This is a genomic window from Bifidobacterium pongonis, from assembly GCF_019331805.1.
GTDB classification, from domain to species: Bacteria; Actinomycetota; Actinomycetes; order Actinomycetales; family Bifidobacteriaceae; genus Bifidobacterium; species Bifidobacterium pongonis.
On the sequence record NZ_JAHBBE010000024.1, the window covers coordinates 1 to 24,198 of the forward strand.

At 62.4% G+C, this 24,198-nt stretch carries 22 protein-coding genes and 1 tRNA gene; 14 read left to right on the top strand and 9 right to left on the bottom strand.

From position 1 onward, the window contains the following. From KIH75_RS06795 to KIH75_RS06835, 9 genes are all read left to right on the top strand, one after another. Positions 1-875, top strand: an 875-nt coding sequence (locus tag KIH75_RS06795; RefSeq protein ID WP_219056006.1) for a trans-sulfuration enzyme family protein, incomplete at its 5' end; no start/stop codon positions are given. Between the two features lie 72 nt (positions 876-947). After that, positions 948-2,279, top strand: coding sequence for an O-acetylhomoserine aminocarboxypropyltransferase/cysteine synthase family protein (locus KIH75_RS06800; RefSeq protein WP_219056007.1), 1,332 nt, complete (start codon positions 948-950; stop codon positions 2,277-2,279). 517 nt (positions 2,280-2,796) lie between these two features. Beyond that, positions 2,797-3,684: an SPFH domain-containing protein gene (locus KIH75_RS06805; protein WP_219056008.1), complete on the top strand. Its 888-nt coding sequence runs from the start codon at positions 2,797-2,799 to the stop codon at positions 3,682-3,684. 346 nt (positions 3,685-4,030) lie between these two features. Then, on the top strand, positions 4,031-5,218 hold the full coding sequence (locus KIH75_RS06810; protein ID WP_236028099.1) for an iron-containing alcohol dehydrogenase: 1,188 nt from the start codon (positions 4,031-4,033) through the stop codon (positions 5,216-5,218). A gap of 30 nt (positions 5,219-5,248) precedes the next feature. Next, on the top strand, positions 5,249-6,313 hold the full coding sequence (locus tag KIH75_RS06815; RefSeq protein WP_219056009.1) for a methionine ABC transporter ATP-binding protein: 1,065 nt from the start codon (positions 5,249-5,251) through the stop codon (positions 6,311-6,313). Next, positions 6,310-6,987, top strand: a complete 678-nt coding sequence (locus KIH75_RS06820; RefSeq protein WP_219056010.1) for a methionine ABC transporter permease — start codon at positions 6,310-6,312, stop codon at positions 6,985-6,987. Before KIH75_RS06815 ends, KIH75_RS06820 begins: the two co-directional genes overlap by 4 nt. 151 nt (positions 6,988-7,138) lie before the next feature. Continuing rightward, positions 7,139-7,999 carry a MetQ/NlpA family ABC transporter substrate-binding protein gene (locus KIH75_RS06825; RefSeq protein ID WP_219056011.1) on the top strand — a complete coding sequence of 287 codons (861 nt, stop codon included), beginning with the start codon at positions 7,139-7,141 and terminating at the stop codon, positions 7,997-7,999. A 52-nt stretch (positions 8,000-8,051) separates the two neighbouring features. Next, entirely contained in the window at positions 8,052-8,906 is an 855-nt protein-coding gene (locus KIH75_RS06830) for a DUF1684 domain-containing protein (protein ID WP_219056012.1), read from the top strand. A gap of 73 nt (positions 8,907-8,979) precedes the next feature. After that, positions 8,980-10,059 (top strand): iron-containing alcohol dehydrogenase family protein, encoded by a 1,080-nt coding sequence (locus KIH75_RS06835; protein WP_219056013.1) that lies wholly within the window; start codon positions 8,980-8,982, stop codon positions 10,057-10,059. Between the two features lie 138 nt (positions 10,060-10,197). Here the strand turns inward: KIH75_RS06835 and KIH75_RS06840 are convergent, their stop codons facing one another. From KIH75_RS06840 to murI, 4 genes are all read right to left on the bottom strand, one after another. Next, complete coding sequence (locus KIH75_RS06840; protein WP_219056014.1) at positions 10,198-11,496, bottom strand: MalY/PatB family protein; 1,299 nt, start codon at positions 11,494-11,496, stop codon at positions 10,198-10,200. A 142-nt stretch (positions 11,497-11,638) separates the two neighbouring features. After that, entirely contained in the window at positions 11,639-12,586 is a 948-nt protein-coding gene (locus KIH75_RS06845) for a LysR family transcriptional regulator (RefSeq protein WP_219056035.1), read from the bottom strand. Between the two features lie 83 nt (positions 12,587-12,669). Next, a complete protein-coding gene (locus KIH75_RS06850; protein WP_219056015.1) occupies positions 12,670-13,518 on the bottom strand; it encodes a patatin-like phospholipase family protein in 849 nt (282 codons plus the stop codon). 123 nt (positions 13,519-13,641) lie between these two features. Further along, positions 13,642-14,421: a glutamate racemase gene (gene murI, locus KIH75_RS06855; protein WP_219056016.1), complete on the bottom strand. Its 780-nt coding sequence runs from the start codon at positions 14,419-14,421 to the stop codon at positions 13,642-13,644. Between the two features lie 86 nt (positions 14,422-14,507). Here murI and dapF point away from each other — a divergent pair, with 86 nt between their 5' ends. Beyond that, positions 14,508-15,398, top strand: a complete 891-nt coding sequence (dapF, locus tag KIH75_RS06860; RefSeq protein ID WP_219056017.1) for a diaminopimelate epimerase — start codon at positions 14,508-14,510, stop codon at positions 15,396-15,398. Between the two features lie 109 nt (positions 15,399-15,507). Here the strand turns inward: dapF and KIH75_RS06865 are convergent, their stop codons facing one another. Next, the gene (locus KIH75_RS06865; RefSeq protein ID WP_219056018.1) at positions 15,508-16,170 is read right to left on the bottom strand and encodes a vitamin K epoxide reductase family protein; all 663 of its coding nucleotides are present in this window, start codon (positions 16,168-16,170) and stop codon (positions 15,508-15,510) included. Between the two features lie 84 nt (positions 16,171-16,254). On the opposite strand from KIH75_RS06865, the gene KIH75_RS06870 reads away from it, so the two are divergent. After that, on the top strand, positions 16,255-17,136 hold the full coding sequence (locus tag KIH75_RS06870; RefSeq protein ID WP_219056019.1) for a PHP domain-containing protein: 882 nt from the start codon (positions 16,255-16,257) through the stop codon (positions 17,134-17,136). Positions 17,137-17,255: 119 nt separating this feature from the next. Here KIH75_RS06870 and KIH75_RS06875 read toward each other — a convergent pair whose 3' ends face one another. Together KIH75_RS06875 and KIH75_RS06880 are read right to left on the bottom strand one after the other, a co-directional pair. Beyond that, the gene (locus tag KIH75_RS06875) at positions 17,256-17,480 is read right to left on the bottom strand and encodes a DUF3107 domain-containing protein (RefSeq protein ID WP_219056020.1); all 225 of its coding nucleotides are present in this window, start codon (positions 17,478-17,480) and stop codon (positions 17,256-17,258) included. Positions 17,481-17,551: 71 nt separating this feature from the next. Continuing rightward, complete coding sequence (locus KIH75_RS06880; protein WP_219056021.1) at positions 17,552-19,012, bottom strand: phosphotransferase; 1,461 nt, start codon at positions 19,010-19,012, stop codon at positions 17,552-17,554. Between the two features lie 135 nt (positions 19,013-19,147). Between KIH75_RS06880 and KIH75_RS06885 the strand changes: the two genes are divergently transcribed. Next, positions 19,148-20,668: an ATP-dependent helicase gene (locus tag KIH75_RS06885; RefSeq protein WP_219056022.1), complete on the top strand. Its 1,521-nt coding sequence runs from the start codon at positions 19,148-19,150 to the stop codon at positions 20,666-20,668. Between the two features lie 160 nt (positions 20,669-20,828). Here the strand turns inward: KIH75_RS06885 and KIH75_RS06890 are convergent, their stop codons facing one another. Beyond that, a complete protein-coding gene (locus KIH75_RS06890) occupies positions 20,829-22,472 on the bottom strand; it encodes a zinc-dependent metalloprotease (RefSeq protein WP_219056023.1) in 1,644 nt (547 codons plus the stop codon). A 131-nt stretch (positions 22,473-22,603) separates the two neighbouring features. On the opposite strand from KIH75_RS06890, the gene KIH75_RS06895 reads away from it, so the two are divergent. Next, the gene (locus KIH75_RS06895) at positions 22,604-23,455 is read left to right on the top strand and encodes a YlbL family protein (protein WP_236028100.1); all 852 of its coding nucleotides are present in this window, start codon (positions 22,604-22,606) and stop codon (positions 23,453-23,455) included. Positions 23,456-23,510: 55 nt separating this feature from the next. Then, entirely contained in the window at positions 23,511-23,927 is a 417-nt protein-coding gene (locus tag KIH75_RS06900) for a DUF3052 domain-containing protein (protein ID WP_338024308.1), read from the top strand. 183 nt (positions 23,928-24,110) lie between these two features. Here KIH75_RS06900 and KIH75_RS06905 read toward each other — a convergent pair. Then, positions 24,111-24,184: transfer RNA gene (locus tag KIH75_RS06905), tRNA-Val, on the bottom strand. Positions 24,185-24,198 lie beyond the last annotated feature (14 nt).

The following is a 24,198-nucleotide window of genomic DNA, read 5'->3' on the forward strand; positions in this document are numbered from 1 at the left end:
GCGTGAACGTCGAAGCCGTGGACACCGCCGACTACAAGGCGCTCGACGCCGCAGTCGCCGGCCGTGACGGTGAGGAAGCGGCCAAGGCCGTGTATTTCGAAGTGCTGACCAACCCGCTGCTGCAGGTCAACAACGTTTCGCGCATCTCCGAAGTCGCGCACCGCCATGGCGCACTGTCCATCGTCGACAACACCTTCGTCACCCCCTACCTGCAGCAGCCGCTCGACCTGGGTGCCGACATCGTCATCCATTCCGCCACCAAATATCTTGCCGGCCATTCCGAAGTGAACGCCGGTCTGGTGGTCGTGGCCGACGACGTGCTCGGCGAGCGCATCTACTATTCGCAGAACCGTTTGGGTGGCGTGCTCGCCCCCGCCGAATGCGATTCGGTACGCCGCGGCATCCAGACGCTCGCGCTGCGTCTCGACCGCCAGCAGGAGAACGCGCTCGCCATCGCCGACTATCTGCTGGCCCATCCACTGGTCAAGACGGTCAACTATCCGGGTGTCCGCGGCGACCGTGACGCGATCCTGCGCGACAACGGGCTCAAAGGCTTCGGCGGCGTGCTGAGCTTCGAAGTCGTGCCCGGCGTGGATCCCGCCATCATCCTGAACAACCTGCACGTCTTCCATCTGGCCGTGTCCCTCGGCGCGGTGGAAAGCCTCGCCGAACTGCCGTGTCGCATGACGCATTTCGAACTGCCGCGCGAGGAACGCCTCAAGGTCGGCATCAGCGACGAGCTCATCCGCCTGGCGGTCGGCATCGAAGACAAGCAGGACCTCATCGAGGATCTCGGTCAGGCGTTCGAACTCGCATACACCGAATATCTTGAGGAGCACGAGGACCTGCAGGCCTTGGGGAAGCTGTCGGTCTGAGCGGCGCCGCATCCCGCAACCATTCGTACAACCATGTACAACCTCGCATAACAAGGACGGCCATACACCACCATGACAAGCACGACGAACACGCACTGTACCGATGACGCGGCACTGAGTTTCGAAACCAAAGCCATCCACGCCGGATACGACCGTCAGGCCAATGCCGACGCGGTAAGCGTTCCCATCTACGCTTCCGCGGCGTTCGACCTGGAGAACGCCCAGCGTGGCGACGCGCTCGCGGGCGGCGCGATATCGGGCTTCGAATACTCCAGGGTCGCCAATCCGACCGTCGATGCGCTGGAACGTCGCATCGCCGCGTTGGAGAACGGTATCGGTGCGGTCGCCGTATCGTCCGGCATGGCAGCGGTCAGCTACGCGCTCATGTGTGTGGCGGAAGGCGGCGGCAGGATCGTTGCGCCGGTCAACCTGTACGGCGCATCGGTGGACGCGTTGGGCGATTTCCTCCCGCAGTTCGGCATTCATGGTGATTTCGTCGAGAACATCAACGATCTCGCCGCCGTCGAAGCGGCGATCGGTCCCGACACCAAAGCCATCTACACCGAAAGCGTCGCCAATCCGAGCACGGCCGTGGCCGACATCGAAGGATTGGCGGAACTCGCGCATCGTCACGGCATCCCGCTGATCGTCGACAACACCGTGCCCACACCGTATCTGCTGCGCCCCATCGACTTCGGCGCGGACATCGTCGTGCACTCCACCACCAAAGGCATCACCGGTCATGGCAATGCGATCGGCGGCGTGGTCGTCGACGCCGGGCGCTTCGACTGGACCAACGGCAGATTCCCGCAGTTCACGCGCGACGATCTGGTCATCAGCGACCAGAAAGCGGGGGAGTGGAACAGTTTCGCCAGCCGATTCGGCAACCAGGCCTTCATCAAGCGGGTCCGTACCAAATACCTGCGCACCTTCGGCGCAGTGCAAAGCCCGTTCAACGCCTACCTGCAGCTCATCGGCCTGGAGACGCTGGCCGTGCGCGAACGCCAGGAAGTCTCCTCCGCACTCGCCATCGCCAAGCATCTGCAGGGTCTCGCGCACGTGACCCGCGTGAACTACGCTTCGCTCGAAGGCCAAAGCACCTACGATCTGGCATGGAAATACCTACCGGAAGGCGTCGGCACGATCCTGTCGTTCACCGTGGAAGGCGACGCGGACAACGTGCGCCGCATCCTCGACGGCACTAAGGTCTTCTCCTACGTGCCGAATATCGGTGATTCGCGCTCGCTGATCGTGGATCCGACCCATGTGACGCACCGCGAGGTGCCGCAGCGGTATTACGATGCCGCCGGCGTGAGCGACAATCTGATCCGCCTGTCCATCGGTTTGGAGAACACCGACGATCTGATCGCCGACCTCGATCAGGCGATCCAGGGAGCATACTGACGGGTTTGCGGGTCAGTGGGCGTGGGTGCGCCCGGTGGCGGCGCACCTCATGGAATTCACAGCAGGTGCGCCATATACAGCGGCAGCCGGAGCGTATGCTCTTCCGTTTTCAGCGGCAACGGGTGCAGTACGATTCGGGTGCCCACGCGCTTGCCGAACTTCGTATTGCCATATCCCTTGGAAATACAGGCTTTTACACGAAATGCAGAGTGTGGATAGGGTGATTTATACACGAAATGCAGAGTAAGAGGAGGGCGATTCATACACGAAATGCGAAGTGCCATGTATCGTGACCGGGCGATCGGGAAGCTTGTCGGCGGCATCCGAACCTCGTGTTTCGGGCATACGTGCGGTGCCCGGCCTGGTCGATGACCGGCTCGCGGACATGCGTCGGTCAGCTCGCGGACACGCCCCGCCCAGCTCCTGAACAGCCCGCATAAGTCCGATTTCCCCTTTGGTACGCTGAAATGGTGCTCGCAACGTATGCGATGCACCATGCAAAGGAAAGGGAGAGGAAATGGGCTTTCTGCTCACGCTTCTTATCATCGCCATCATCATCGCCGCGCTGTTCCTGTCCACGTTGTTCATCGTGCCGCAGCAGCAGGCCTACATCATCGAACGATTCGGCAAGTTCCATACCGTTCAGTTCGCAGGTATTCATATTCGTATCCCGTTCGTGGATCGTATCGCCATGAAGACGAACATGCGTGTGAACCAGCTCAACGTGCAACTGGAAACCAAGACGCTTGACAACGTGTTCGTCACCGTCGTGGCATCCACCCAGTTCCGCGTGGACCCCAGCAACGTGGCCACCGCCTACTACGAGCTGCGCGATCCGGCCGGCCAGCTGCGCTCCTACATGGAGGACGCGCTGCGTTCCGCCATCCCCGCGCTGACCCTCGACGACGCGTTCTCCCGCAAGGACGACGTGGCCTTCGACGTGCAGAAGACCGTCGGCAACGAGATGTCCCGCTTCGGCTTCACCGTGGTCAAGACGCTGATCACCGCCATCGATCCGAGCCCGCAGGTCAAGAGCGCCATGGATTCCATCAACGCCGCGCAGCGCGAGAAGGAAGCCACCCGTCAGCGTGCCGAAGCCCAGCGCATCCAGATCGAGACCCAGGCCGCCGCGGAAGCCGAGAAGACCCGTTTGCAGGGTGAAGGCCAGGCGAACTACCGCCGCGAGATCGCCAACGGTATCGTCGACCAGATCAAGAGCCTGCAAGCCGTCGGTATGAACGTGAGCGATGTGAACAACGTCGTGCTGTTCAACCAGTATCTCGACACCATGCGTAATCTCGCCTCGTCGCAGAACGCGAAGACGGTTGTGCTGCCCGCTTCGACGCCGGGCGGTTTCAACGAGATGCGCGACCAGATCATCTCCGCCATGGAGGCGGGCAAGTAACATTGCGATGATCTCAGGCGAATAGCCTTCAACTGGGCTGCGGCGCTTTCGTGGTTGTGCGCCGCGGCCATGCGAGGGGACGTTCCGTTAAGGGGCGTCCCCTCGTCGTATTCGTGCAGGGCGGCAGGGGAGTGATGCTCATTTCAGAGGTGGTTTTGCCGGACGGCACGCGCGATTACCACAAATGTGTATATAAAATCTTTCTATAGATAGAGGCTCCGCTATAAGTCAGATTGATTACTCAGTGTGGTGAGAGCCGATAATGACAGCGCCGTGTTGCACCCGCAACGGGCATATTCTCTCAATCAATCAGGAAATGAAGCCTTCCAGGCTTCCGTCGAATCGTTTGAAGAAGAAAGCCCGTCCCATGACCTTCACCTACTACACCCAAAGCAAGCTCGTCTTCGGCCCCGGCGCCCAGAACAATCTGGAACAGCTGCTGCGCGAACAGAACGCCACCTCGATCCTGCTGGTCTACAGCGGCGATTACGTGTTCGACCTGGGCATCCATGACGCCGTGGAGCAGGCCGCCGCCGCGATCGGCGCGACACTCATCGAAAACGGCGACGTCGTTCCGAACCCGCGCATCGAACTCGTCCGCGGCCTGATCGGCAAGGCTCGTGAGGCCGGCGTCGACTTCGTGCTCGCAGCCGGCGGCGCAAGCTCCTTCGACACGGCGAAGGCGGTCGGCGTTGGACTCGCCTACGACGGCGACGTGTGGGACCTGTTCGACGGCACCGCCGAACCGCAGAGCAGCATTCCCGTCGGCGTGATCTCCACCATTCCCGGCAGCGGTTCGGAAGTCTCCGATTGCGCCGTCCTCCAGCAGGGGCAGGACAAGCGTGCGTTGGAGAACCGCATCGTGATTCCCCGTTTCGCCATCGTCAACCCGGAATACTCCGACACCACGCCGTACCGTTACCAGGCCGCGGCCGTCGCCGACCTGGCGGTCGGCTTCCTGGAGCCGTACTTCACCACGAAGGATCATCTGGAATCCGCCGACAGGCTGCTCGAAGGCGGTCTGAAAGCCGCGCTGCTGGCCGGCCGCCGATTCGCCGCCGATCCGCACGATCTGAAGAACCGCACCGAACTGCACTGGCTGTCGGCGACGATGTTCAACCACTGTTTCCTCGCCACCGGTTCGGAAAACGACTGGACCACCCATCGCCTGGAACACGAGCTCGGCGGCGAATTCGACGTCATCCACGGCGAAGGCATCGCGGCCATCCTGCCGTCGATCATCCGCGTGGTGGCCAAGCGCCAGCCGCAACGCTACGCGCAACTGGCGGTCAGGGTGCTCGGCGAGGATCCGTACGATCACAGCGAATACGAACTCGCGCTCATCTTCGCGAAGCATCTCGAAGACCACTTCAAAACGCTCGGCCTCGGCACGAGCCTGCACGAGCTGGACATCCCGCGCGAAGCCATCGGTCATATCGCCGATCAGCTCACGCATAACGGCACCGCCACGGTCGGCAACTATTCGCCGCTCACCCGCGACGACGTCATCGAAGTACTGGAACTTGCATATTGATATGCGCGAATACGCGCACTTGGAGGAAACATGCCGAACGCAAACGAGAACACGGCATCCGTGGCGGTCGCCATACAGGGCCTCAAAAAGGTCTACCGTTCCGGCGGCGAGGAGAAAATCGCGCTGCATGATGTGAGCCTGAACATCGAGGAAGGCGACATCTACGGCATCATCGGCCTGAGTGGCGCAGGCAAAAGCACGTTGGTGCGATGCATCAACGGTCTGGAACGCTACGACGGCGGATCGCTGACCGTGCACGGCCAGGAGATCGCGAACCTGCGGGGCGCCGATCTGCGTGCGCTGCGCCGCAAGATCGGCATGATCTTCCAGTCCTTCAACCTCATGCCGTCGCGAACCGTGGCCGGCAACGTCGAACTCGCGCTGCTGGACTCCGTCAAAGACAAGGACGAGCGCAGGAGCGAAGTCGAGGAACTGCTGAAACTCGTGGGATTGTCCGACAAGGCCGACGCCTACCCGAGCGAATTGTCCGGCGGGCAGAAGCAGCGCGTGGCCATCGCGCGGGCGCTGGCCAACAAGCCCGACATCCTGCTCAGCGACGAGGCGACCAGCGCACTCGACCCCAATACGACCAAATCCATCCTCGCGTTGCTGCGGAACCTGCACGATACGCTCGGACTGACGATCATCGTCATCACACATCAGATGTCCGTCATCAAGCAGATCTGCAACAAGGTCGCGGTGATCGAGCACGGCACCATCGTCGAGGAGGGGAACGTCTTCGACATCTTCGCCAACCCCAAGTCCGCACTGACCCAGTCGTTCGTGGCAACCACCTCGAATCTCGGCAAGATCAACGATCTGCTGGAAGAGCATTCGCCGCTGGTCCAACTGGGACCCGGCCAAGTGCTGCTACGCATGAAATACATCTCCAAAGAGGTGTCGGAGGCGCTGGTATCCCACATTTCACGCACGTTCGGCATCGACGTCAACATCATCTTCGGTGATATCGACGTGATCGACAACGCCCCGCTCGGCGGTCTGGTCGTCATCCTCGACGGCCCCGAGGACCGCATCAAGGCGGCCGTCGACTATCTGAAGGACCGCAATATCGGAATCGAGGTTCTCGCGCAATGAACATTCTCGCCCAATGGTTTCCCAATGTGGCCAGCCGTCTTCCCGAATTCATCGACAGTTTCATCCAGACGGTGATCATGGTCGCCGTGACCGGCGTGATCTCGTTCATACTGGCCACGCTGATCGCCGTGATCCTCACGCTGACCGAGCCCACGGGACTGAAACCCAACGCCGTGGTCTTCAACATCGTCGACAAGCTGATCAACCTGTTCCGTTCCATCCCGTTCATCATCCTGGCCGCCGCGCTGGTCCCCGTCACCAGGGCGCTGGTCGGCACGGCGATCGGCACGAAAGGCGCGATCTTCCCGCTGATCATCGGTATCACGCCGTTCTTCAGCAGGCAGATCCAGTCGGCGCTCGCCGGAGTGGACGTCGGTTTGGTCGAAGCGGCCGAATCGATGGGCATGAGCGTCACGAAGATCGTGTACCGCGTGTACCTGCGTGAGGCGATTCCCTCCATCATCCGCGTCAGCGTCATCGCCCTCGTCAGCCTGGTCGGATTGACCGCCATCGTCGGCATCGTCGGCGGCGGCGGACTGGGCGACTTCGCCATCCGCTACGGCTACCAGCGGTACATGCTGGACGCGACCTATGCGACGGTGATCGTGCTGGTGATCTTCATCGGCGTCATCGAATTCATCGGACGGCAGCTGGTCGAACTCACGGAACACTGATCGCCCGGGGCGGGTGGTGTGGCGGCTTCCGTTCCATGCCGCCGTCCGGTCTGCCAACCGATCCCAACCAATTTCACCCAATTTCACCCAATTTCAACACCCCTATCCAACCTAGCTAAATTCAACGCAACCAACTGAGAGGAAGAGAACCATGGCAACGAAGAACAAGGCCAAGCAGAAACTCATCGCGGTGCTGATCGTACTGGCGATCATCGCGGTGGCCGGCATCGGCTACAGCGTGTACCGCTCCACCCGCAACGCGGGCGAGAAGACCATAACCGTCGGTCTGGTCGGCAACTCCGACGATGCGATCTGGGATGCGGTGCAGAAGGAACTCGACAATGAGAAGGCCGGCATCAAGATCGAGAAGAAGGCGTTCCAGGACGGCATCTACGCCAATCAGGCGCAGGCCAACGGCGAACTCGACCTGACGGCGTTCCAGCATTACGCGTTCCTGAACCAGGAGAAGTCGGAGAAGGGCTACAAGCTCACGGCGATCGGCGAAACCTACATCTCGCCCCTCAACCTGTACTCCAAGAAGTACAAGAGCCTCAAGGATTTCAAATCCGGCGACAAGGTGGCCATCCCGAACAACGCCACCAACACCGGCCGTGCACTGAAGGTGCTCGACTCCGCCGGGCTGATCAAGCTCAAGGACAACACCAAGACCAATCCGACCGTGGACGACATCGCCGAGAACCCGAGCGGCATCGACATCGAACTCAACGACCCGGCGTCCATCATCAACCTGCTTCCCGACTACGCGGCGGGCATCACGAACACCAATTTCATCATCGACGCCGGCATGAGCACCGACGACGCCCTGTACCAGGCGCCGATCGATACGAACAACAAGAGCTTCAAGCCGTATATCAACATCATCGTCGCGCGTTCCGACCAGAAGGACAACGCCGACTACCAGAAGGTCGTGAAGGCCTACCACACCAAGTCCGTGGCCGACGCCATCAACGAGAACTACAAGGGTGCCGTGGTGCCGGTGTTCAAGTACTGAACGCGGGCCTAAACGCAAACGCGGCAACACACGCCAACAAGGAGAGCATCACATGACCGAAACGATCATTCCGGGCAACGCAACGCGGGTCGACCCCTATGTCCAGCAGTGGCATATCTGGCATGCGCAGAGAATAGAGGAACTCACGTCGCCGCATGGCTACCTGGCCCCCGCGTCCATCAACTGGATCTCCAACGGGCAGAGCAAAAACATCAACGGCATTCCCGGCGCGTGGGAGGCCAGCGGCAACGTGCTCGTCTACACGCCCGAAGGTGACAAGGTCTACAACGCCGAATCCCCGGTCACCACGCCCATTGCCTTCGTGCCGACCGCCTTCGGCGAAGAGGCCCTGGGCTACCTCGACTACGGTGAGATCCGCATCGAAGTGAACGCGCAGACTGACGCCGTCAACCATGACGAGCATCATTTCTGGGTGCGCGTGAAGGACCCGAACACCGAGCGCCGCAGGAACTTCACCGGCGTCGACCATTTCCCCATCGACAAGCGGTGGAGGATTCCCGCCACGTTCCGCTGGGCCAAGGAGGATGAGCTCGACATCCACGATTCCGTCGTGAAAACCGTGCTGCAGTCCTACCCGGTTCTCGGCTTCGTCGAATTCGAATACGATGGCGAAGCGTATTCGCTGGTCGTGTCGAACGTGTTCGGGCATGTGACCGTGTTCTTCTCGGACGAGACGACGGGCAAGGAAACCTACGATATCGGCCGCGTGCTGCACCTGGATCCCCTTGAGCTGAACAATCTCGAAGCGATCGATTTCAACTACGCGTTCAACTATCCGTGCGCGTTCTCCACGTACTGCACCTGCCCGATTCCGTCGAAGCGCAACCATTTGCCCTTCGCGGTCACGGCGGGGGAGAAGACGCCGAAGGAGCACGCCCAGTACTGATTCGGGCGGTGCGACGCGGCAAACGGCAGCAAACAACAGACAACGATACGAACGGGAAGACGGGAGTGACGGCATGAGCTCGAATATTCGCGATACGGACGTCCGCAGCGGGCCCGACCGCTACGTCAGCGGCATCGGAGTCGCACGCGACATCGGCGGGTATCTTGACGATTACCGCCAACCGGTGCTGATCACGGGCCAACGGTCCTGGGAAGCGTTTTCCGGGTATGCCGACGCGGTTCCCGATCTTCCCGTGCTACGGTACGACGGCAGCGCCACGGTGCGCAATGCCAAGGAAATCGCCGATCAGGCGCGTGCGCTTCACGCGGACGCCGTCATCGCCGTCGGCGCGGGCAAGCTTTCCGACACTGCGAAGAACGTCGCCGAATTCACGGGCGCCGAACTCATCATGGTGCCCACGTTGGCGGCCACCTGCGCCGCCTATTCGGCACTGTCCGTCAACTATGACGAGGAGCATCGCTATGTGAACGCGCCGCTCCACCCGCGCAACAGCAACCTGGTGCTGGTCGACGCCGCACTGATCGCACGCGGCCCACGGGAATACCTGGTGGGCGGCATCGGCGACACGTTGGCGAAATGGTACGAGTCCAGACCGGTGTTCGCGCGTGCCGCATCGCTATCCGTTTTCGACAGGCTGTCCCAAAAGGCCGCGGCCGAGCTGCGTTCCATCCTTCTTGAGGAAAGCGAGGCCGCATTGCGCGCCCATGCCAGGGGAGTGGTGGATGAGCACGTGCTCCGGGTCATCGACACGAATATCGGATTGGCCGGTACGGTCGGAGGATTCGGCGGCACCCGCGCCAGGGCTTCGGGAGCGCACTCCATGCACGACGCGCTGACGCAGATACCGGGAACATCATCCACCGTGCACGGCGCGAAGGTCGCCTACGGCATCATCGTCCAGCTGCTCGCCGAAGGCGACGTGGATGAGGCGCGTTCCCTCGTGCCGTTCTACGACGCGGTGGGATTGCCTCATTCGCTTCGGCAGATGGGGTTGGATATCGACGACGCCGACGCGGTGCGCGTGGTCGCCGAATTCGCGACCGGCAGCAAGTCAGCATTCGCCCAGGCGGTGCCAGGAATCACGGCCAGTGACGTGGCCCATGCCATGAGGCTCGCCGAAACGTTGGAATAAAGCCGGAATGAACCCTATAACGGGAGGTCTTCCGAAGTGCCGACCATTGCGGTCGAGACCTCGGAAGACCTCCCGTTATTGCATGGCGATATTGCATGGTGGTTGGCCGCCGGACCGCAGCCGGAACGGTCCTCTCCGTTACAGCAATCCGTCCGCGTGCAGCGCGTCGTACATGCGGTCGAAGCAATCCGCCAGCAGCGGGCGCGGCATGGCGAAGTTCATGCGCACGCAGCCTTGGCCGACCTTGCCGCATTCCTTGCCGTCGGTGAGCGCCACCTTGGCCTTGTCGAGGAAGTAGCCTGCGGGATCGTCAATGCCGAGCGGCTTGAAATCAAGCCAGGCGATGTACGTGCCTTGCGGGCGCACATAGCCGACCTTGGCGAACCTGCCGTGCATCTGCTCGTCGACCAGCCTGAAATTACGCTTCACATACGCCAGCGCGTCCTGGAACCACGGGTCGCCCTCGTTGTAGGCGGTGGTGGTGGCGATGGCACCGATGGTGGCGGTCTGGTGCTCGCTCCATTCGGCGCGGTCCATCCACATGGCGAGGTCGCTCGGATTGGTGAGCAGCACCTGCGCGCATTTCGTGCCGGGAATATTGAAGGATTTGGAGGCGCTGGTCGCGGTCATGGACTGCAGCGCGGCCTGTTCGCTGATGGTGGCGAACGGGATGTGCCGGTAGCCATCGAACACGAAGGGTGCGTGGATTTCGTCGGAGAAGATGCGCACGCTGTATGCGGCGGCGAGTTCGCTGATGCGCTGCTCCTCCTCAAGGGTGAGCACCTTGCCGATCGGGTTGTGCGGATTACACAGCACGAAGGCGCGGCAGCCGTCGCGGAACGCCTGTTCGATGGCGTCGAAATCGAATTCCCAGCCGTTTTCGGAGCGCAGCATGTCGATCTCCAGCACATCGATGCCGTACAGGCGCGGCACGCTCAGGAACGGCATGTAGGCGGGCGTCGGCACGATGACCGAATTGCCCGCGCCGACGATCTCACGCAGGAAGATCTCATACGCTTCGAGCACGTCGGGAACCGGGCGGATGATGTTCGGGTCGACGTCCCAGCCGTAATGGTTCCTCTGCCATGTGGCGCAGGCTTCGGCCACGCGGCGCTTCCACGGGTCGGGGATGTAGCCGAGCTTGCAATGGTCGCTGGCGTTGTCGATGGCCCGTTGGATGCAGGGTGCCAGACCGTAATCCATTTCGGCGATGAACGCGCCGATGCAACCGGGGTAGCGGGTCCACTTGTCGCCGCCGATGGCGGCCAAGTCGGCGGCCGAAGTGTGGTCGATGGCATCCGCGTCGAAACCGGAATCGTGCACGGCGCTCGCGGTGTTCGTGTCGCTGGTGATACCGGAGGCGTCGAAGGGGTCGATGGGGTCGATGGCGCTCGCGGTGGGGCGCGGCAGGGTCGAAGTCATGGTCGTATCGCTCATGCTTCAATCCTGCATGACCGGCGCCGGTTAGGGGAGCGTGTTCCTTGGCCGGTTTATTTGACTGCTATGAACTTTGCTTATATCACGATACGTTTTCGTTACGAAAATGCATTGGTTCCACAAAAAACGATGGGCTGGGACGTCAGTCTTCCGCGTTCCCGCGCACCGGTTCGAGATACCGCCTGGACGCCTTGGCCAGTTCGTCGCGCACCCGTTCGATGGCCGGCCTGTCGTCGCCGTTCCTCGTGACGAAACAGACCTGGCGGAACGCGTTGTCGTCGCGGATCGGGCACGCGACGAGATCGTCACGCAGATTCGCGGTGGTCGCCAGCCGCGAGACGATGGACACGCCCATGCCGACCTCGACCAGGTTCTGCGTGGCCCAGTAATCGTCGGTGGAATGGGTGATGTCCGGCGAAAAACCGGCGGTTTTCGCCAAGGAGACGAGATTCGCCTGGCAGGTTTCGCACCCCGCGATCCACGATTCGTCACGCGCGTCGCGCAAGCTCACCGGCTCATGCGTGCGCCCGTAGGTCTTGGCAATCGCGCTGGACTTGGCGACCAGCAGCATCAGCGGGTCGATCCCGAAGCATTCGGTATCGAGGTCGGACAGCCGGTCACGGTCGGGCAGTGAATTGTACCGGAACGTGATCGCGCAATCCGCCACGCCCTGTTCCAACGCCTCCACGGCTTCCGGCGGTTCCATCTGCATCAGGCTGACGCGGATATCCGACGAACGGCTCACATGCACCAGCACGCGCGCCACGAACGAGGAGCATACCGACGGCGGCGCGACGAGTCGGATATGCGTGGAACCGTTGCGCCGGTACTCCTCGATATCCTTGCCGGCCTGCGTGAGACGGTTCTCGATGAGCTGGCCGTGCCTCGCCAGGATCAGTCCGGCCGGCGTGAGCTCCACGCCGTGGGAGGTGCGCTGCACCAAGCGGATGCCGAGCTCCTTCTCGCATTTCCCGATCTGCTGGCTGATGGCGGGCTGCGAGCAGCCGCTTTCGCGTGCGACGGCGGAGAACGAGCCGAGTCGTTCGACGTTCCACAACGTCACCAAGGTCTGCGGGTTCAGTCGCGCCATCATGCCGCCTTTCATACCGGTCGGGCCGTGCGTTTCGGAAGTTTCGGAAGTTCCGGAAGTTCCGAAACTTCCGAAACGGCGGTTCAGCTGTTGAGGAATGCGGGGATGGCCTCGGCCGCCGCATAACCCGCGCGGTACATGCGTTCCAGGCCCTCGTAGGATTTGCTCAGCGTGTTCAGGCCGTACAGGCTTTCCGGCGCGAGGATCAGCACGCGGCCATCCTTCTCGTATTCCTTGGCCAGTGCCACCTCATCGTTGTAGGTGCGGTAGCGGTTCAGCAAACGCTCCGCGGCTTCGGGATAGGTGCGCTTGAGAATGGCTGCCGGGCCGACATCCTTCTTCTGCTCGCGCAGTACGTCCTTGAGGCGCGTGAGGATCACCACCACGCGGTCGTAGCCGTCGTCCAACGCCTTCTGCACGGGGATGGGGTCGGCGATACCGCCGTCGTAGTACGGCACGCCGTCGATCACATACGGTTCGCAGGCCACCGGCACCGCGGAGGAGGCCTTCATGATGTCGAAATTGTCGTAGGAGACGTCCGACTTGTCGAAATACTTGGTCGAACCGTCCTCGGCGTTGCAGGCGACCACGGTGAAACCGGTGGGATTGGACTCGAACGCCTCATAGTCGACCGGGTATTCGCCGTCATGGTTGCTCAGCGTGCCGTACACGTAGTCGAGGTTGGCGTAATTGTGGTTCTTGATGTAGCTGTCGAAGCTCGCGTACTCCTTGCGGAACGCGTACTCGGTGTAGAACTTGTGGTTGCGCCCATGCTGGCCGGAGATGAAGGACACCATGTTCGCGCTGCCCGCCGAGACGCCGTAGCAGTGGTCGACCGAAACGCCGTCCTCCATCATGCGATCCATCACGCCGGCGCCGAAAATCGCGCGGAACCCACCGCCGACATCAATCATCGCGGTCTTGTTCGCCATAGTCCGTCCCTCCCTGAAATTCCTGGTTTTCCGCCCGTTCGTTCACGTCATGCGGGCGTACCGTTTCCCTCAAAGCTTATGCCGTGTCGGCGGACATTTCCCGTATGGCGTAGCGGCGGTTCGTCAATCGCGGTGCAACAACGTGGAAGCCAGTTCGGCGATGCGCTCGGAGGTGTCGGAATTGGCGAGTTCCACGCCGCCCCGCGCGTCCTCGGGGGCGAGTTTGCCCAACGATTCGAGCACCACATGCAGGTGGCGTACGGTGCCCTCGTTGCCGTCGATGATCGCGGCGTTGTCTGGCAACAGTTCGCGGAAATAGTCACGGTAGAACACGAAATGCGTGCAACCGAGCACCACGGCGTCGATGGTTTGCAGATCGTAGGAGCCGAAATAGCCGTGCAGGGCGTCCATCACAGTGTCATGCTCGTCGAGCCGCCCCTGCTCGACGATCTCGACAAGACCGGGGCAGGGCTCGGGGAAGATCGTGTGATCGGCCTTGAACCGGTCCATGAGTTTGGCGAACTTGCGTTCGCGCAGGGTGAGCGGGGTGGCGGCGACGATGATGCGCTGCCGCTGGCCGTGCCCACGGTCGCAGGCGACCTTGAGCGCCGGTTCCATGCCGATGATCGGGATGTCGTACGTTTCACGCAACGCGTCCGCCGCAGCCGACGTCGCGGTGTTGCAGGCGATGACCACGGCCTTCACGCCTTGTTTCACGAATTGTTCCACGATGGCGAAACTCAGATCGCGCACCTGTTCAGGGGTTTTGGTGCCATACGGTGCGTTGGCGGAATCGCCGAAATACAGCACCTTCTCGTTCGGCATGTTATGCGCGATCTGACGGGCCACCGAAATGCCGCCCAGACCAGAATCGAAAACGCCGATCGGCGCCGTTGAACTCATATGCGTTCCTTTCCGTCCATCCGACCATTCACTCGACCACCTCTAGACTACTCGCCCCATCCGCGCCGACGGGTAGGGTGGGGCGCATGAGTATTCCGCAGCAAGTCACCAAAACGCACGCCACCGGCAACGATTTCGTCGTATACGCCGACCCCGAAGGCCGTTTCGAACCGACCGCCGACGAGGTGCGTTTCCTCGACGACCGTCATTTCGGCATCGGCGGCGACGGCGTGATCCGTCTCGCGCACCCCGAGGACGTATCCGACCTGACGCACGAACAGGTCGCCGAATGCCGTGAGGCCGGCGCCGAATGGTTCATGGACTACCGCAACTCCGACGGTTCCCTCGCCCAGATGTGCGGCAACGGCACGCGCGCGATCACGCTGTTCGCCTACGACCGCGGCTACGCTTCGGGCGAAGCGTTCCGCCTCGGCACCCGCGCCGGCGTGAAGATCCTCACCTCGCTCGGCGACGACGAACGCCTCGGCCATAACGTGTTTCGCGTGGAGATGGGCGCGTGGAAGCGCGGCGAACTCGACGCCTTCGACGTGACGATTCCGGGCACGCCGGGCTCCGCACGCGGCACCTACGTGGATATGGGCAACCCGCATGTCGTGGCGGTGCTGGAGGACGGCAAGGCCACGCTGCCCGCGGTGGAAAGCCTCGACCTGGTGACCAAGCCGGTGGTCGACCCCGTGCTGGAATCCGATCAGAACGTGGAATTCGTGCGCATCGACACGATGGACGCCGAAGCGGGCGAAGGCACGGCGACCATGCGCGTCAACGAGCGCGGATGCGGCGAAACGCTGTCCTGCGGCACGGGCCTGTGCGCCACGGCGGTCACACTGCGTGCCAAAACCGGCATCGACCATTGGACGATCACCGTGCGCGGCGGCGTGCTGCGCATCGACGTGAGCGATACGGATGTGAAACTCACCGGTTCCGCAACCTTGGTGGGCGATATCACGCTGCTGTGATCGCAGACCGTTGCCACCCCGATCCCGCAACGGAAAACAATGAAAGGCCGCGCATCGGCAACACCGGTGCGCGGCCCTTCGCATAACCGCCGAACGTAAATCACACGGCTCAGCGGAATATCATCGGCCCATCCTTGATCATGATGATCGCGATCAACGCCAGAATCCACACCACATCGACCATCAGGTCATAATTCAGACGGTAATACGTGTCGAGCCCACGGGCCATGCCCTCCTTGCGCGGCGGCAGCTCCTGCACCACAACCGTCGCATGCGACAGCGCGATGAACTGGATGGTCGTGGAGAACATCAGCGCCAGACACCACGGGCACAGCGCCTGAATCACGAACAGCGACTGGGACGTCAGCCAATACGAATACGCGAGCGCCGCAAGACCGCCCAGCCAAGTGCAGGTCGCGAACCAGCGCGGCACGGCGATGCGCGCCAAACCGATCACGGCGATGGTGACGAACACGGATTCGGCGGCGATGCCGAAGAACGCGTTCGGGTAGCTCAAGCCGCCGAATTTCACGATCTCCGCCTGCCAGGACTGCGCCACGGTGGAGCAGGAAAGCACGGCGTTCACATCGCAGCCCAGCTGCTGGCTGGGATTGCGGGCCAGTTTCAGCGTATCCGCGCTCAGAATGAACGATACTGCCAACGCCACTGCCGACGCCACCAGCATGACCAGATACACCCAAGTGGCGCTATGACGCCATCCTTTGGGCCTGCGCTCGATATCCGGCTCGATGCCCGATGCCTCTTCTCCCATACCCGTTCCTTTCCTCGTTGAATCGGCGGAGCATTCCTCCGCAGTGCTGCGGAACGAGCTTAACAGTGGGCTACGATAGGGGTCATGACATGCTACGAGATTCCCGCCGAACCGCCGGCGGCAGGATGGGACATCCACTGCCACACCGCATTTTCGGACGGCACGGTGACGCCGGAGGGCATGGTGGCCCAGGCGTTGAGCATCGGATTGGAAGGTGCGGCGATCACCGATCACGATACGAGCGCCGGGTGGGACGATGCCGTGGAAGCGGCGCAACGATTGGGATTGCCGTTGCTGCGCGGCACGGAGATCACCGCCGTGGACGGCGATGTCAGCGTGCATATGCTCGGCCTGCAATACGATCCGACGAACGAACGCATCGCCGGCATGTTCGCGGGCACCAGGCGCAAACGCCTGCAACGCACGCGCACGATGGTCGAACTCATGGCCAAGGATTACCCGATCACCTGGCAGATGGTCGAACAGCAGGTGCGGGAAGGGGAGCGGACCACGGTCGGCAGGCCGCATATCGCGGATGCGCTGGTCGCGGCCGGCGTCTACCGGAATCGCAGCGAAGCGTTCTCGGGCGCGGTGAGCGCACAGTCGAAATACTATATTCCCACACCGTCGCCGACCGCCACTGAAGTGGTGCGCACCGTCAAACAGGCGGGAGGCGTGATCATCCTCGCCCACGCCGGTGATCTGCGCAGGAACAGCACGCTGCTTTCGGACGAACGGATCGAAGCGCTCGCCGATGCCGGATTGGATGGGCTTGAGGTCTGGCATCGCGGCAATCTGCCCGACCAGCGGGCTCGTCTGCTCGGCATCGCCCGCCGCCGCGGACTGCTCGTCACCGGCGGTTCCGACTGGCATGGCGAAGGCAAGCCGAACAAGTTGGGGGAGAACCTGACCGACGCGGCCACGGTCCGGCAGATCGTGGAACGCGGCGCCATCCCGCTCGTCTAGCGCACGCGCCGCCCGATGCGCGTGCCACAACAACAATGCGGTGAGGGCTCTCCCGGTTGGAAGAACCCTCACCGCATTTCGCGTTATGCCGCCGATTGCGTATTGCGGCGGCGGAACGATCAGAGCGCGCCGAAGCCGACGGCGTGCTTGGTTTCGGAACCGACGATCGCGTAGCCGAGCGCCCCGGCGGGAACGATGATCCTACGGCCCTTGTCGTCGTTCAGCACGATCGGCTTGTCTTCGCTCACCGCGGCGCTGATGGCGGCGTTGACCGCATCGGCGGACTCCTCGGTGCTGAAGGTGACGGCGCGTGCCACGTTCCTGATGCCCAGTTCGATATCCATTGATTGCTCCTTGATCGTTGTCCTGTATGAGGCTATATTCTGCTCGCCCATGGCGAAAACCGTGTTGGCGATTACGCTTGCGGCGTGATTTTCCGTTCGTTCGTCACGTCGGAACCGTCCAGGCCGGTACGCGCATCCTGCAACGCACGCTCCTCACGCTCCAGCAGCGGAATCACCTCGGTCGCCGGCACGTTGAGATTCGGCACCGAGAAACGTTGCGGTTGCTCGGCGTGCGTCGCGCCCGCACCGTTCGCCACGATATGATGCTCGTTCGTATCGTCGCTCACCGTGTTGCCCTCGGGCGACACCTGGGTGTCGTTGGTTTCGTCATCCAATCGGTCCAAGGCGATGGTGGCCGAGGAGATCGGCGGAATATCGGGCATCGGCGCGCTTGCGATCCTGCCGCTCGCGGTGCTGTCGGATTCCATCGCGGCATTGGCGGAGGCGATATTGGACGAACCGGTGTGATCCGGGTCGATCGTGTCGTCGGGGTCCATGAGCCGGTCGGCGGAACGTGCGTTCTGCTCATCGTCGCGCAGCAGCGTACCCACCGTGATCGTGGAAGGATGCTTGCCTGCGGACGGCTTCAGCGTATTGCCATTGGGGGTGCGAGCATCTCTTACACTCACCCCGAGCTGGTGCGCGAGGCGATCCACCTGGGCCTTGAACTGGATGATCTTGTCGTTATCGGCATTGTTCAGCGCACGGATGAAATCGCCCACCTGCTCCATCTGCACCCACAGGTTGGCGCGCAGCATGATCAGATCGTCGAGCCGGTTGCCCATCATGCGCCCGTAGGCGGTGAGCACGGCGTTGCGACGTTCCTCGTCGAGCTTCGAGAAGATCCACGCCAAATCGCGTGCGGGATCGTTGACCTGCATACTCTGCCAGTTATTCATCGCGGTGATCGTGGAACCGCTGAACCGCACGTCGCCGTTTTCGAATCCGCCGTGCACCATGCAGGTCGAGAACGCCCACAGGCCTTCGGTGTCCATGATGCGGGCCCAACTTGTCGTAATCTCGCTCGGCACATGGCCGGCGTTGCGCAGTCGCTTGATCCAAGCGGTGAGCTGTGCACGAATCTGGCCGGTGGTGAAAATCGGGTACCCGGCCTCCTGCAGGAAATCGGGGCGCAAGCGGTGAATCGCGCCGATCGCGGTGCCCATCGCGGAGCACTGGTTCGCGGTCAGCTCGTCGAGAGGCGTTTCCACACCGTCCTGATGGCGCATCACCATGACCGCGGTGTCGCCGGTGGGGCTTTTCGGATCGGTGCCGGGAGCGAAGGAAAGCACGCGGCCCAGCGAGAAGCCGAAACCGCCGGATTCCCTGACCGTCGAGAGCGCGTGCGACGCCTTCACGCGCGAGGCCAACAGCTTTCGCCCTTGATCGCTATTGGTGGCATACACGTCATACACGGTGCCCGAAGCGTCGCGCACCTGCGCCTGATCGATGTCAAACGCGTGCGTGGTGCCGGCGAACACGCCGGCCACGACGATGGAGGGCATGGCGGCGGAGGTCAGTGCAGCCATCATGAATTCGTTTCGTTCAGTCACCCTTCCACACTAATACATATGAGCGCCCGGAACCGGCAAACACGTCCGACAATGGGCGTTGCGAAGCCGATTTTTGTGCAAACGTGAGGATATGTGGGCAGACCGCTTGCCACAATGGGGAGCATGGACGACGAGCTGCTTGAAGGGTTGGATGATGCGCAGCTGGCCGCGGCGACGGCGCTGAGCGGGCCGGTGCGCATCATAGCCGGTGCGGGTGCGGGCAAGACCCGGACCGTGACCCGGCGTATCGCCCATGCCTGCGTCAGCGGGGAATGGGATGCGTCGCGTGTGCTCGCGGTGACTTTTTCCGTCAAAGCCGCCGCCGAAATGCGCGTGCGGCTCGAATCCCTGGGTGTGGGCGATCAGGTGAGCGCCTCCACGTTCCATTCCGCCGCATTACGGCAGTTGCGCCGCGTCTGGCCCGATGTGTGCGAGGCGCCGTTCCCGCATCTCGTCGAGGATGCGCGCGACATCACCAGACGCGCCATGCGCAGGGTCGGGCTCGACAATGATCTGGATGACATCACGGTGCGTGCGGTACGTGACGAAATCAATTGGGCGAAGATCTCGCTGGTCGCGCCCGGCGAGGTGGAACGTGTGGCGGCGGCGGTCGAACGGTGCACGCCGGCGGGCATCGAAGCGTCGCGTTTCGCCGATATCTACGAGGCGTACGAACTTGAGAAAACCGCCCGTGGCGAAATGGATTTCGACGACATTCTGCTCATGATGTGCCATGTGCTTGAGGAATTCGACGATCAGGCCGCACGCATCCGCAAATCCATCGGCTGGCTCACCGTGGACGAATACCAGGACGTGTCGCCGTTGCAGCACCGGCTGATGCGCCTGTGGCTGGGCGACAACCGCAACGTGTGCGTGGTGGGCGATCCCGCCCAGACCATCTACTCGTTCGCCGGCGCGTCAAGCTACGATCTGCTCGCGTTCGCGGACGAATTCAAACCCTTGGCCGCCGACATCCGGTTGGATACGGATTACCGTTCCACGCCGCAGGTGGTGAACTACGCCAACCGTGTGCTTGCCGCCTCGCCTATGAGACGCGATTATCTGCGGCTGCGTTCCGCGCGCGGCGACGGCGTCAGGGTGTCGCGCAAAGTGTATGAGACGGATGCGTTGGAGGCGCAGGGTGTCGCCATGCGCATCGCGAAACTGGTGGCGAACGGCGCGAACCCTTCGGATTGCGCGATCCTGACGCGCATCAACGCCCAGCAGGCCGCGTGTTGCAGCGCGTTGCGGGCCATGCGATTGGGGTACCGCGTGCGCCGCGATTCCGGGTGGGCGGCATCGTCGTCGGTGGTCGATCTTGAGGCGGCCGGGCAGATCGCCTTGGCCGAGGCGATGAAGGAGCATGACGACGAGTCGGCGCGCAAGCTCGGCAAGGTCACGGTTTCCACCATCCACGCTGCGAAAGGCTTGGAATTCAAGCATGTGTTCGTGATCGGATGTTCCGAGGGCCTGCTGCCGTACGGGTATGCCCAGGATGATGAGACGTTGGAGGAGGAGCGGCGGCTGATGTATGTGGCGATCACGCGAGCCGAGGACACCCTGCACATGTCGTATGCGCGTTCCAAGGACGGCATGGGTGAGCGGCAGCGCAATCTGAGCCGTTTTCTCAGTTAGGCGGGATGTTCGAGCGGCGCCTGTACTGTTTGCCGCTTCGGCTGTTTGAGACGTTCGGGGTGTTCGGGCGGCGGCAAAGACGACGAGAATACGGAACGGGGTTCCGGCGATTATGGCATCGCCGGAACCCCGTTCCATACCGTTTCGTACAAGCCGGGAATCAGTCCTGTTCGCCGTCCGCTCCGTCCGCGCCGGCATCGCCCTCCTCGCCGAGCAGCTTGGATAGTTCGGCATCCCAATCGTTGCCGCTGGACGGCTGATCGGTGGGGGATTGCGGTTCGCCCGGTTCGGCGCCGCTGTTCCCCTCGCCATCCAGGGAAGGCAGCAGATCGGGGTGCGCCCACTTGGCGTCACGGGCTTCGGCGCCGTCCGCCGCGGTGATCATCGACCACAGGTCGGCCGCCTCACGCATACGCTTGGGGCGCAGCTCCATGCCCAGCAGGCTTTCGAACGTGCGTTCCGCCGGGCCGCCCGTGGCGCGTTCCCTCCGGGCCATTTCGCTGAGCTGTTCGATATGGGGCAGATGGGCCATGCCCGCGCGCCACACCACGCAGTCGACCCAACCTTCCACCAGCGCCAGCAGCGATTCGATGGACGCCATGGCCTGACGCTGTTCCGGGGTGTCCGGAATGCCGACCTTGGTCAAATCGACCGCGCCGGAAATGGAATCCGGATCGAAATCCTCCACGTCACGCAGCTGCTCCTCCATCGCATCCAAGTCGATGGAAATACCGCGCGCATACTTGCCGATCAGCGCCTCGAAGCGCGGCATCAGCCAAGGAACCGCGGAGAACAGGCGTGCATGCGCCGCCTCACGCAACGCAAGGAACGTCATCACCTCATCCTGCGGAATCGGATCGGGACGGACGATCTCGTCGAACAACGCCTCGGTCTGCGCGTCCATCGTGCCGTTTCCGCCGTTTCCGCCGTTCTCGCCGGTTCCATCGGTTCCGCCGTCCGCAGCGTTCGCGTTCTGCGCGTCGGCATCCTTCAACGCCTCTTCGGAAATGCTGTCGAAGGAATCCTCGACATTGCTGTTCAACGACTTCGCGTACTCCTCCACGTTCTGCGCCACCAGCGCACCGGCCGGATTGGACAGCAGCGCGATGCCCTGATCGAAACCGCCGTGCACCTCACGGCTGAGCACGCCCGCCGCATGGCCGAGCTGCATGGCGAAGGACGTGTTGCCCAACAGTTTGATGAGCTGGGCCGGATCCTTCATGTTCTCGGGAATCGGAATCGGAACCGGACCGGCGAACATGCTCGCGATCTCGCCATGGAAGGAATCGCCAAGACGTTCGGAAATCACCGAAGCCAACGCGTCGCCCATCGAAGCGGCGATCGGGCCGGCGAACTTCACCCAGGCATCCAACGTGCCCTCGACCCAACCGGCGCGCGTCAACGCCTGCGGCTCACCGGCAGGCGGCGCGAACTCGCACGCGCTGTCAAGCCACAGGTTCGCCTCGCTCATGGCCCTGCGCACCGCCGCGCCATCCTCGGCGCTGACGGTGGTGCGCGAACCGTCGGCGTTCGCATGCTGCAACGCCAACGTCTTCGCCAACTTCACATTGATCGGGCCATCCTGCACGGTCTGCTGCATCTCATTCACGGTATTGAGCCCGCCCGCGGTGAACATGCTCATCAGCTGCTGCACCTCGGCGGGATTGGGCAGTGTGCTCGGATCCTGGCTCAACAATTGTTCCCGGATCGACTCGGGCAGCTGGGAGATCTGCTGCCATGCGGCCTCGCCCTGCTCCTTGCCGAAGCAGGTGATGAGCCATTCGTGAAATGCGTTTTCGTCCATGGTGGATGTCCCCGATTCCTTGCGGATGTGTGGTCGATACACACATATTAGAGTGTGCCTCACCCGTTTTCACGTTCGGCGTGGAAGAACCATGCCGGACGTTTCCAGTGTGCATGTGTAGTATGCACGGTATGTCGCTTACCTCGATACCTTCACGCATTGTGCGATATTTCCGCACGCGCTCGCCGCGCTATCTCGCCGGTCTGATCGCGATCGCGCTATCCCTCGTCGTGCTGTGCCTGCCCAGCGCCTATTCGGTGGAGACGCCCGGTCCCACGCAGAACGTGCTCGGCTCCAGCGGCGGCAAGCAGGTCATCGCCGTGTCGAAGGCCAAAACCTATACGAGCAAAGGCAAACTGCTGCTGACCACGGTGAACGCGAGCGGTCTGCCGGGCTACCCGGTGACCAACGCCGAAGTGCTGTGGGCGCTGTTCGACCCCCATGCCGTGGTGATGCCCAGGGAAGTGGTGGTCCCCACCGGTCAGACCGCCGACGAGTATGAGCAGGAAAGCGCCAAGGAGATGGACGATTCGCAGAAGGACGCCATCAAGGCCGCGAAGAACCTGCTGAAGAGCAAGGGCGTCGACGTTTCCACGATGAAGGCGACCATGCATGTGGACGATATCGGCGGTCCGTCCGCGGGCATGATGTACGCGCTCGGTCTGATCGACAAGCTCACCCCGCAGGACGAAACCGGCGGCAAAACCATTGCGGGCACCGGAACCATCGACGCCAAAGGCAAAGTGGGCGAGATCGGCGGCATTCGGCTGAAAATGCTTGGCGCCAAGCGTGACGGCGCCACATGGTTCCTCGCCCCGAAGGGCAATTGCGACGACGTGGTGGGTCATGTGCCCGATGGGCTGCGCGATGTGGCCGTATCCACGCTCGACGAGGCGTATGACGCCGTCATCGCCATCGGCGAAGGGAAGGGCGCGTCGTTGCCGCATTGCACCGTCGAGGGCACGGGCGAAGGCGAGGAGTGAAAAACGTGGGCGAAATACCCGCGTATTTCGCCACATGTTGCTATTCTTAGGTTTTGTGAATCAAACGGCATCGCAGAACGCTGAAGAATTTGGATTTGAACGCGGCGACATCGTGCAGGAATGGCTGTGGGATGACGACGTGGACGATTCCATCCGAGAGAAGATTGAAGAGCTGACGGGCGAGGAGCTTGTCGATGAGGATTACGATTCCGCCGTGGATGGTGTGATTCTATGGTGGCGGGACGGCGATGACGAGGATGAGCTTTCCGACACCATCGTCGACGCCTACGCCGTGCTCGGCGACGACGGCCCGCTGTGGGTGCTGACCCCGAAGCCGGGGCGCCCGGGGGCGGCAAGCTCCAGCACCGTGCAGTCCGCGGCCAAGACCGCCGGCATGAACGCCGCCACGCCGCTGACGGTGAGCGACGATTGGAACGGCATCCGCCTGCGCGCATACGGCAAAGGCAGGTGAGAGGAGGCCGGATGTTCCGGCGCTTCCCGCATGATTGATTACGTTGCGATGGGGAACGGCCTTCGGGCCGTTCCCCATTTTGCGTATCAGGGGGTTCGCGTGTGCGGCCATGTGCATGGGAAGCCGGGGGAGTGGAGAAAAGAAAAAGCCCTCGGAACCATGCGGTTCCAAAGGCTGGACGGGTGGGCGATGAGGGATTCGAACCCCCGACATCCACCGTGTAAAGGTGGCGCTCTAACCAACTGAGCTAATCGCCCGCTTCCACATACCA